7 protein-coding genes and 1 rRNA gene (1 of these 8 cut by a window edge) are annotated in these 10,000 nt (G+C 45.4%); all 8 read right to left on the bottom strand.

What is annotated here, in order from left to right; translation table 11 throughout:
- Positions 1–661: ribosomal RNA gene (locus tag MHB72_RS00040) — 16S ribosomal RNA — on the bottom strand (it extends 889 nt beyond the left edge of the window).
- Positions 662–940: 279 nt separating this feature from the next.
- On the bottom strand, positions 941–3,409 hold the full coding sequence (gene gyrA / locus MHB72_RS00035; RefSeq protein ID WP_216919063.1) for a DNA gyrase subunit A: 2,469 nt from the start codon (positions 3,407–3,409) through the stop codon (positions 941–943).
- 191 nt (positions 3,410–3,600) lie between these two features.
- Positions 3,601–5,514 carry a DNA topoisomerase (ATP-hydrolyzing) subunit B gene (gene gyrB / locus MHB72_RS00030; RefSeq protein ID WP_031305110.1) on the bottom strand — a complete coding sequence of 638 codons (1,914 nt, stop codon included), beginning with the start codon at positions 5,512–5,514 and terminating at the stop codon, positions 3,601–3,603.
- A 60-nt stretch (positions 5,515–5,574) separates the two neighbouring features.
- Positions 5,575–5,817, bottom strand: a complete 243-nt coding sequence (remB, locus tag MHB72_RS00025) for an extracellular matrix regulator RemB (protein ID WP_023856795.1) — start codon at positions 5,815–5,817, stop codon at positions 5,575–5,577.
- A gap of 17 nt (positions 5,818–5,834) precedes the next feature.
- Positions 5,835–6,947, bottom strand: a complete 1,113-nt coding sequence (recF, locus tag MHB72_RS00020) for a DNA replication/repair protein RecF (protein ID WP_003178089.1) — start codon at positions 6,945–6,947, stop codon at positions 5,835–5,837.
- Positions 6,948–6,963: 16 nt separating this feature from the next.
- A complete protein-coding gene (gene yaaA, locus MHB72_RS00015) occupies positions 6,964–7,179 on the bottom strand; it encodes a S4 domain-containing protein YaaA (protein ID WP_003178084.1) in 216 nt (71 codons plus the stop codon).
- Positions 7,180–7,345: 166 nt separating this feature from the next.
- Complete coding sequence (dnaN, locus tag MHB72_RS00010) at positions 7,346–8,482, bottom strand: DNA polymerase III subunit beta (protein WP_026580417.1); 1,137 nt, start codon at positions 8,480–8,482, stop codon at positions 7,346–7,348.
- A gap of 177 nt (positions 8,483–8,659) precedes the next feature.
- Positions 8,660–10,000, bottom strand: coding sequence for a chromosomal replication initiator protein DnaA (dnaA, locus tag MHB72_RS00005; RefSeq protein ID WP_023856797.1), 1,341 nt, complete (start codon positions 9,998–10,000; stop codon positions 8,660–8,662).

Here is a 10,000-nt window from a genome sequence, read left to right as displayed (position 1 = left end):
AAGTTCCCCAGTTTCCAATGACCCTCCCCGGTTGAGCCGGGGGCTTTCACATCAGACTTAAGAAACCGCCTGCGCGCGCTTTACGCCCAATAATTCCGGACAACGCTTGCCACCTACGTATTACCGCGGCTGCTGGCACGTAGTTAGCCGTGGCTTTCTGGTTAGGTACCGTCAAGGTACCGCCCTATTCGAACGGTACTTGTTCTTCCCTAACAACAGAGTTTTACGATCCGAAAACCTTCATCACTCACGCGGCGTTGCTCCGTCAGACTTTCGTCCATTGCGGAAGATTCCCTACTGCTGCCTCCCGTAGGAGTCTGGGCCGTGTCTCAGTCCCAGTGTGGCCGATCACCCTCTCAGGTCGGCTACGCATCGTTGCCTTGGTGAGCCGTTACCTCACCAACTAGCTAATGCGCCGCGGGTCCATCTGTAAGTGGTAGCTAAAAGCCACCTTTTATAATTGAACCATGCGGTTCAATCAAGCATCCGGTATTAGCCCCGGTTTCCCGGAGTTATCCCAGTCTTACAGGCAGGTTACCCACGTGTTACTCACCCGTCCGCCGCTGACATCAGGGAGCAAGCTCCCATCTGTCCGCTCGACTTGCATGTATTAGGCACGCCGCCAGCGTTCGTCCTGAGCCAGGATCAAACTCTCCATGAAGTTTGATAATGACTACGCACACTCGCATGTGCGATTTATTTAATGAATTAACAGGTACGTTTTGTCTTGTTTAGTTTTCAAAGAACTTCGTTGCCGCTCTCAAAGCGACCACTTAAATATAACATTTATGAGACAAGCGGTCAATACTTTTTTTCGGAAAAGTTTTTGTTGTTGCTTTTATAAGCGACCAAAAGAAATTATAGCACATCATCTTTCTGATGAAAAGATCTTATTTGAAAGATTGAATAGAAAAACATGCAGCCATTTGGCTGCATGTTTTTATGATTCGTCCGCTTCCTGTTCTTCTGTATCGTTCTCTTCATCTTTTTCAACTAAAGCGACAGTCGCGACATGCTCTTGTTCACCTAAGCGGATAAGACGCACGCCCTGGGTGACGCGGCCGGTTGTGGAAATATCTTTAATATCCATCCGAATGATCACGCCGCTGGCTGTGATGATCATTAAATCTTCTTCTCCTGTTGTTGCTTTCACTGTCACAAGAGAGCCGTTATTTTCTGTGATTTTGCAGGTTTTCAGCCCTTTTCCTCCACGGCTTTGAACCCTGTATTCTGAAGCCGGCGTCAGTTTTCCGTAGCCTTTTTCAGTTACGATTAGCACATGATAATCCTCTTCCAAAATCTCCATGCCGACGACAACATCGTCATCTGTCAGAGTGATGCCTTTAACACCGGCTGCTGTTCTTCCCATTTGCCTTACATCTGTTTCAGGGAAACGGATCAGCAGACCGTTTTTCGTGCCGATAATAATTTGTTTATTTCCGTCTGTCAGGCGGACGGCCATCAATTCATCCTCATCGCGGAGGCTTAAGGCGATCAATCCGTTATTGCGGATATTCGCGAATTGGGAAAGCGGCGTGCGTTTTGATATTCCGTGTCTTGTCGTGAAGAACAAATAAGACTCGTCATCAAATTCGCTTACCGGGATAATCGCGTTGATCCATTCTCCTTTTTCCACTTCAAGCAGGTTAATAATCGGTATTCCCTTTGCTGTCCGTCCGAATTCAGGGATCTCATATCCTTTCGAACGGTACACCTTCCCTTTATTTGAGAAGAAGAGAATGGTGTCATGGGTGGATGTTGAAATCAGGTGTTCAACGAAGTCGTCTTCATTTGTCCCCATGCCCTGAATGCCTTTCCCGCCCCGTTTTTGGCTGCGGTAAGTGGAAGAAGGCAGACGTTTGATATATCCGTTATGGGTTAAAGTCACAACGATATTCTCGCGCGTGATGAGATCTTCGTCCTCAATCGTTTCAAGGCCTGATGTCACGATTTCTGTACGGCGCTCATCATTAAAGCGCTCTTTAACTTCTGTGAGCTCTTCCCGAATGATTTCAAGAACCTTTTCTTCATCTGCTAAGATGGCTTTTAACTCGGCAATCAACTCAACAAGACCTCGATATTCCTCTTCGATTTTTTCGCGTTCCAGTCCTGTTAAACGCTGAAGACGCATGTCCAAAATCGCTTGGGCCTGTTTTTCGGTCAAAGAAAACTTCTCAATCAATCCGTTTTTTGCGATTTCAGCCGTTTGCGAATTTCTAATCAGGGAAATAACTTCATCAAGATGATCAAGCGCCACTCTCAAGCCCTCAAGAATGTGGGCCCGCGCTTCCGCTTTGCGAAGTTCGAATGCCGTGCGCCTTCTGATCACGACTTTTTGATGGTCAAGATAATGCTCCAGACACTGCTTCAAGCTCAATACTTTCGGCTGTCCGTCAACAAGCGCCAAAAGATTAATGCCGAATGATGTTTGAAGAGCGGTCTGCTTGTACAAGTTATTTAACAGTACATTAGCGTTTGCGTCCCTTCTCAGTTCAATGACGATGCGCATGCCGTTTCGGTCTGATTCATCGCGGAGATCCGTAATGCCGTCGATTTTCTTATCGCGCACTAGATCGGCGATTTTTTCGATCAGCCTAGCTTTATTCACCTGATACGGTATTTCCGTAATTATGATTACCGGTTTACCGGAAGATGTTTCTTCGATTTGAGCTTTGGCTCGAAGCGTAATGGATCCCCGGCCTGTTTCATAGGCTTTCCGGATGCCGCTTCTCCCCAAGATCAGCCCTGCTGTTGGGAAATCAGGTCCAGGAATGATTTCCATCAATTCCGGAAGCGTGATTTCAGGGTTCTTGCTGACCGCCAAGACCCCGTCAATGACTTCACCGAGCTGATGCGGCGGAATGTTTGTGGCCATACCTACAGCAATACCGGCCGCTCCGTTGACAAGCAGGTTTGGAAATCTCGCGGGCATAACAACCGGCTCTTTTTCCGATCCGTCATAGTTGTCCTGGTAATCGATTGTGTCTTTATTGATGTCGCGCAGAATTTCCATTGATATTTTAGACATTCTCGCTTCTGTGTAACGCATGGCCGCAGCCGAGTCGCCGTCGACAGAACCGAAGTTTCCGTGGCCTTGAACGAGCATGTACCGATAGTTAAAATCCTGCGCCATTCTGACCATGGCTTCGTAAACAGCAGAATCACCATGCGGGTGGTACTTACCGATAACTTCGCCGACAATACGCGCGGATTTTTTATACGGCTTATCACTTGTCATCCCAAGGTCGTTCATCGCATACAATATTCTTCTGTGCACCGGCTTCAGACCGTCTCTTACGTCCGGAAGAGCGCGGGAAACAATAACACTCATTGCGTAGTCTAAAAAAGATGTGCGCATTTCCTGACTGATATTGACTTCCTGAACTTGGGGCTTATGTTGTTCACTCATTAAAAAACCTCCCTGGAGAATCTACATGAGTTGTGTGGGAGTAGATTTGTAATTTATACTCTTCAACGAATTAGGCTATTCTCCATTATATCAATAATCTTGATTTTATACACATCAAATGACTAGAGCGCCAAAGGCTCATTCTAGAAAAGACCTTATTTCAATTAAGCGAAAATAAGGTCTTACAATCATTAAATATCCAAATTCTTTACATATCGGGCATTCTCTTCGATAAAGTTGCGGCGCGGCTCAACCTTGTCGCCCATCAGCATTTCAAAGGTTTCATCCGCATCGATCGCATCTTTGAGCGTTACTTGAAGCAATGTCCGCGTTTCAGGATCCATCGTCGTTTCCCAAAGCTGTGTCGCGTTCATCTCGCCCAAACCTTTATAGCGCTGCAGGCCTGGCTTCGGATTTTGCGGAAGCTCTTTTAAAATTTCTTCGAGCTGCTGGTCATTGTACGCATACTCAACGCGTTTCCCCTGCTGTATTTTGTAAAGCGGCGGCTGAGCGATGTAGACATATCCTTGTTCGATGATCTGTCTCATGTAGCGGTAGAAAAAGGTCAGCAGCAACGTTCGGATGTGGGCACCGTCGACGTCGGCATCCGTCATAATCACGACTTTGTGGTAGCGGGCTTTTTCAAGATTGAAATCTTCCCCGATACCGGTGCCAAGCGCGGTGATCATAGAACGAACCTCATTGTTGGACAAAATTTTGTCCAGGCGTGCTTTTTCGACGTTCAAAATTTTCCCTCTCAAAGGCAAAATGGCTTGGAAATGACGATCGCGGCCTTGTTTTGCCGATCCGCCCGCAGAGTCACCCTCAACGATGTAAAGTTCGGAAATCGTCGGGTCTTTAGAAGAACAGTCAGCCAGTTTCCCCGGCAGATTCGACACTTCAAGGGCGCTTTTTCTGCGCGTCAGTTCACGTGCTTTCTTTGCAGCCATTCGTGCTCTGGCGGCCATAACCCCTTTTTCAACGATTTTTTTCGCCGAATCCGGGTTTTCAAGCAGAAACTTTTCGAGCGCTTCTGAAAATAGCGCATCTGTTATCGTCCGCGCTTCTGAGTTGCCAAGCTTTGTTTTCGTCTGCCCTTCAAATTGAGGATCCGGATGCTTGATTGAAATGATCGCTGTCAAACCTTCACGGACGTCTTCCCCGCTTAAGTTCGGATCGCTTTCTTTGAAGACACCGTTCCTTCTCGCGTAATCATTGATGACTCTCGTCAAACCGGTCTTAAAGCCGGCTTCATGCGTTCCGCCTTCATACGTATGAATGTTATTGGCAAACGAATAAATGTTGCTGGTATAGCTGTCGTTGTATTGAAGAGCCACCTCGACCGTAATGCCGTCTTTGGATCCTTCAATATAGACTGGCTCTTCATGAACCACTTCCCGTGAACGGTTCAAGTGTTCAACATAGCTTTTAATACCGCCTTCATAGCAGTAATCATTCTTGCGTTCTTTTCCTTCTCGCTTGTCTTCAATCGTGATTTTGACGCCTTTTGTCAAGAAAGCGAGCTCCCGGACACGAGTGGCAAGCGTATCATAGTCGTATTCCGTCGTTTCCGTGAATATTTCCGGATCAGGCTTGAAGTGAGTGGTCGTTCCCGTCACTTCCGTATCTCCGATGACTTTCAAATCAGCTTTCGGAACGCCCCGTTCAAATTCCTGGTAATGGACTTTTCCATCTCTGTAAACCGTTACATCGAGCTCGGTTGAAAGGGCGTTAACAACAGATGCACCGACGCCGTGCAAACCGCCTGAAACTTTATATCCGCTTCCGTCAAACTTTCCTCCGGCGTGCAGGACTGTCATGATGACTTCTACAGCGGGACGGCCCATCTTCTCATGAATACCGACCGGAATCCCCCGTCCGTTGTCTTTTACAGTGATGCTGTTGTCTTTTTCAATTTCGACATTGATTTCAGTGCAGTAACCGGCCAATGCTTCATCGATGCTGTTATCGACAATTTCCCATACTAAATGGTGCAGACCTTTGCCGCTTGTCGACCCGATGTACATTCCGGGTCTTTTCCGCACGGCTTCCAATCCCTCTAGAACCTGTATCTGATTTTCATCGTAATTATTTTGCTGTTCCATTGCCACGCACATTCACCTACACTTTTCTTCAAACATAATAAATTTATAGTTAAGATTCTTTTATGAATCGATTTCCGGCTTGGATTGCGCCCGTTTTTTCAACGTGCCTGAGGCTAAAGGAGAAAAATAAATCGATTGTAATGTGACAACAATTGACTTCGGCGTGCTGTTAGAAGAGACAATCTGCTGTTTTTGCTTGTTTAAAAACTCTTCAACAATCGGCGACGTCTTTGCCTTGTAATCAAAAATAGCCACAATTTCACGCGTTGAGACGACAAAATCGTCACCTAAGTGGATATACAATCCCTCACCCCATTTTCTCAGTCCGATAGCGTGCCATTTTCAACTCGAAAGATTTCCGCTTCGTTTAAGGTTTTATGATCAATTCCATCAACGCTTGTCGTTGTTACGAATGTTTGAACACGGCCTTGAATGGTGTGGAGCAAGTGAGACTGCCGATAGTCGTCCAGCTCTGATAAAACATCATCCAAAAGCAGAATCGGATATTCTCCTATCTCTTCCTGAATCAAATCGATTTCAGCCAATTTAAGCGACAAAGCAGTCGTTCGCTGCTGGCCCTGCGATCCGTAAGTCTGCACATCACGGCCATTGACGTAGAAGAGAACATCATCCCTGTGGGGACCTGACAGAGATACCCCCCGTTCTATTTCTTTATCTCTTAATTTAGAAAACGTTTCTTGATAACTATTGATCATTTTCGACAAATCGGGCGAATCTGATACGTGAAGAGACGTATGATACTTTAACGTCAGCTCTTCCAGACCTCTTGAAATTCCGGAATGAATGGGCTGAGCCCATTTTTCAAGCTGATCGACAAACTGAAGCCGTTTCATCACAACCTTTGCCGCGAATTCCGTAAGCTGTTCCGTCAGCACGTCAAGCATCGTTTGGTCGGTTTGCTTTCTCGTTTGAAGCTGTTTCAGGAAATGATTCCGTTGTGAAAGGATTTTTTGGTAAAGAGAAAGGTCATGAAGATAGACAGGTGATACTTGGCCGATTTCCATATCGAGAAACCTTCTTCTGACCTGAGGACTTCCTTTTACAAGATTTAAATCCTCCGGCGCGAACATAATCGTGTTGACAGCCCCGACATACTGGCTCAGCTTCTGCTGTTCAATATGATTGACTTTACCTTTTTTTCCTTTTTTGGAAATCACGAGCTGAATGGGAACAGAACCGTTTTTTTTAATGACCCTGCCTTCTATTTTAGCATAGTCTTCATCCCATCGTATGAGTTCTTTATCATTTGACGTCCGATGGGATTTCGCCATCGCAAGCACATAGATCGCTTCCATCAAATTCGTTTTTCCTTGAGCGTTCTCTCCGATAATCACATTCACTTTGTTCTCAAATTGAAGGTCAAGGCGCTCATAATTACGGTAAGATGATAATGTAAGATTTTGGATATACAATCAATACCACCTGCTTTTAGCCGACGACTTGAAATGAACCGAATCCTTCAATCGTCACCACATCTCCGACATACAGTTTTCGTCCGCGGCGGTTATCCGGCTCGTCATTGACGAGTACTTCATATTCCGATAAAAACCATTTTGCCATTCCTCCGGACTGAATGACATCCGCCAATTTCAAAAACTGGCCGAGGGTAATCATCTCTGTATCAATAGCCACCGTCTTTGTCATTATATCGACCTCTTTCAATATCACTAATATCTAATTGTACTAAAAAACAGGGAAAGAAGGAAAGGGGAAACTTGCGGTATGAACAACCAAGGCAGGGCGAGAGCGCTTTTCTCCCGAAAAATAAGAGAAGCTGCCGGACCAGCCGGCAACTTTCTATTCCAACAAATTAATACGTCCGGACAGGAAGAATTAATTGGACGATCGAATCGTCATTCGGCGTACGGATCAGAAAAGGCCTCATAGCGCCCGTGAAGCTCACGTGAATATCCTCTCCTTCAAGAACTTTAAGGGCATCCAGCATATATTTCGGACTAAAGGATATCTTTAAGTCTTCCCCTTCAATCTGCTCGGCATTCACCGTTTCGACAACCTTTCCGATTTCCGGAGAGTTTGAAGAAATTTCGATCGACTCATTGGCGGCTGCGGAAAGTTTCACCACGTTGTTTCGACCTTCTCTTGCCAAGAGCGAAGCCCTGTCGATCGCCTGAAGAAATTCCTTTGTATTGACGATCAGGTTCGTTTTGCTTTCCTGAGGAATCAGGCGGTTTGTATCCGGATAGTTTCCGTCAAGCAGCCTGGAGAAAAACAGCACGTTTTTTGTTTTAAATAACACTTGTGTTTCGGTAATCACAATATCGACTAGTTCCTGATGGTCATCAAGGATCTTGCTCAGCTCGGTTAAGCTTTTTCCTGGGATGACGACATTGTAAGAACTGTCTTCGTTAATGTCGAGCTTAGCTTTTCTTAATGCCAGACGGTGACTATCCGTCGCAGTGCATATTAATTCACCGCCCGCGACATTCCAGTTTACACCTGTCAAGATTGGGCGTGTTTCTGAGGTGGACACTGCGAAAACGGTTTGGCGGATCAAGTTTTTCAGCAGATCGGTCGGAATTTGAAAAGCGTGATGCTCTTCAATTTGCGGCAAAAGCGGATATTCGCTTGCATCCAAACCGTTTAAGTTAAACTCTGCTTTGCCGGAGCGGATGATCGTTAAGTATTGATTTTGAACCTCGATTTCCACCGTTGACATCGGCAGCTTTTTGACAATTTCACTGAAAAAACGCGCTTGAAGCACAATGCTGCCGGGCTGTTCAATTGTCACGATCTCTAAATCGCCGTCTTCTTTCGGGATAAACGATTCAATCGAAATATCGGAATCGCTGCCTGTCAGAGAGACACCTTCATCAGAGGCCACGATTTTAATACCGGTTAAGATCGGAATCGTCGTTCTTGAAGAAACGGCTTTTAACACATCTTGGACACCTTCGACTAGGCGGTCTTTTTGAATTGTAAACTTCATAATCATCCTCCTTGCGGAAATCTATTAATTATTATGTTTTATAAAAATAGCAGAAGTACTAGTAGGGGCTGTGGATTTGTGGATAAGTGCTAAAAACGAACGGAAACACAGCCTATCCACATGTGGACAGACTGTGTAAGGCTATGTTCAAGTTATTCACACTTTCCCGCTCACCATTTATCTCAGCTGCTCTTTAATTTCTTTAATATGTTGCTGGAGCTGTTCATCATCGCTCAGCAGTTTTGATATTTTTTCGTGGGCATGGATGACCGTCGTGTGGTCGCGTCCGCCAAACTCCTCGCCGATCTTTGGAAGAGAAGAATCTGTCATTTCTCTTGATAGATACATAGCGATTTGCCGCGGAAAAGCCACCGATTTTGTCCGTTTCTTCGCCTTGAAATCCTCCAGCTTGATATTGAACTGCTGGCCGACGATTCTTTGGATGTCTTTGATCGTAATGACTTTCGGCTTTGAAGACGGAATGATATCTTTCAAAGCTTCAGCAGCCAAATCGGCGTTGATGTCTTTATTTATCAGGGAAGAATATGCGACAACCCTGATTAATGCCCCTTCCAGCTCCCTGATATTGCTGTCGATCTGATTGGCAATATAAAGCATGACTTCATTCGGGATATCAAGTCCTTCTGCTTTTGCTTTCTTCCTTAAAATCGCAATTCTTGTTTCTAGATCAGGAGGCGTGATGTCTGTGATCAATCCCCATTCAAAACGGGAGCGCAAACGGTCTTCAAGCGTTGGGATCTCTTTTGGAGGCCGGTCGCTGGAAATGACGATCTGCTTTGTTTCTTCATGCAGCGTATTAAACGTATGGAAAAATTCCTCTTGCGTCTGTTCTTTTCCGGCTAAAAATTGAATATCATCTATCAAAAGAACGTCAACATTTCGATAGCGGTTGCGAAAATCGACAGCTTTATTGTCACGGATCGAGTTAATGAATTCATTTGTGAATTTCTCAGATGACAAATAAACCACTTTTGCAGATGGATTGTGATCGATGACATAGTGCCCGATCGCATGCATTAAGTGAGTCTTTCCAAGTCCGACTCCCCCATAAATAAACAGCGGATTGTAAGCTTTCGCCGGGGCTTCGGCCACTGCCAAAGACGCCGCATGGGCGAATCGGTTTCCTGAACCGATAACGAACGTATCGAATGTATATTTGGGGTTCAGCATGTTTTGCGGAAAATCAGCCGGTTCTTCTTTCGACATTTTTTTGATTGGAGACTTAGGCATAAAATCTTCTTCATTTTGATTCTGAGGAATGACAAATTTAATGCTCAATTCTTCTCCTGTCAGATCGTAGATCGTATCGGCGATCAGGTGCAGGTATCTTGATTCAAGCCAGTCTCTGGCGAACTCGTTCGGTGCGGTGATGATCAGCGTATCGCCCTGCAATGAATGGGCCTTTGTCGATTTCATCCATGTTTCAAAGCTGGGCTTGCTCAATTTTTTTTCGATCTGCCCCAAAGCTTGATTCCAAAGATCCGATATGTTTTTCAT

Source organism: Bacillus sp. FSL K6-1284, from assembly GCF_038002625.1.
GTDB classification, from domain to species: Bacteria; Bacillota; Bacilli; order Bacillales; family Bacillaceae; genus Bacillus; species Bacillus paralicheniformis.
Note: the sequence above shows the minus strand (reverse complement) of the source record. Positions and strands in the feature narration are given on the sequence as shown.

Bases quoted from the DNA above. Each gene is read 5' to 3' on its own strand.
- gyrA (WP_216919063.1), bottom strand. From the start codon at position 3,409: ATGAGTGAACAACATAAGCCCCAAGTTCAGGAAGTCAATATCAGTCAG.
- gyrB (WP_031305110.1), bottom strand. From the start codon at position 5,514: ATGGAACAGCAAAATAATTACGATGAAAATCAGATACAGGTTCTAGAG.
- yaaA (WP_003178084.1), bottom strand. From the start codon at position 7,179: ATGACAAAGACGGTGGCTATTGATACAGAGATGATTACCCTCGGCCAG.
- dnaN (WP_026580417.1), bottom strand. From the start codon at position 8,482: ATGAAGTTTACAATTCAAAAAGACCGCCTAGTCGAAGGTGTCCAAGAT.
- dnaA (WP_023856797.1), bottom strand. From the start codon at position 10,000: ATGAAAAACATATCGGATCTTTGGAATCAAGCTTTGGGGCAGATCGAA.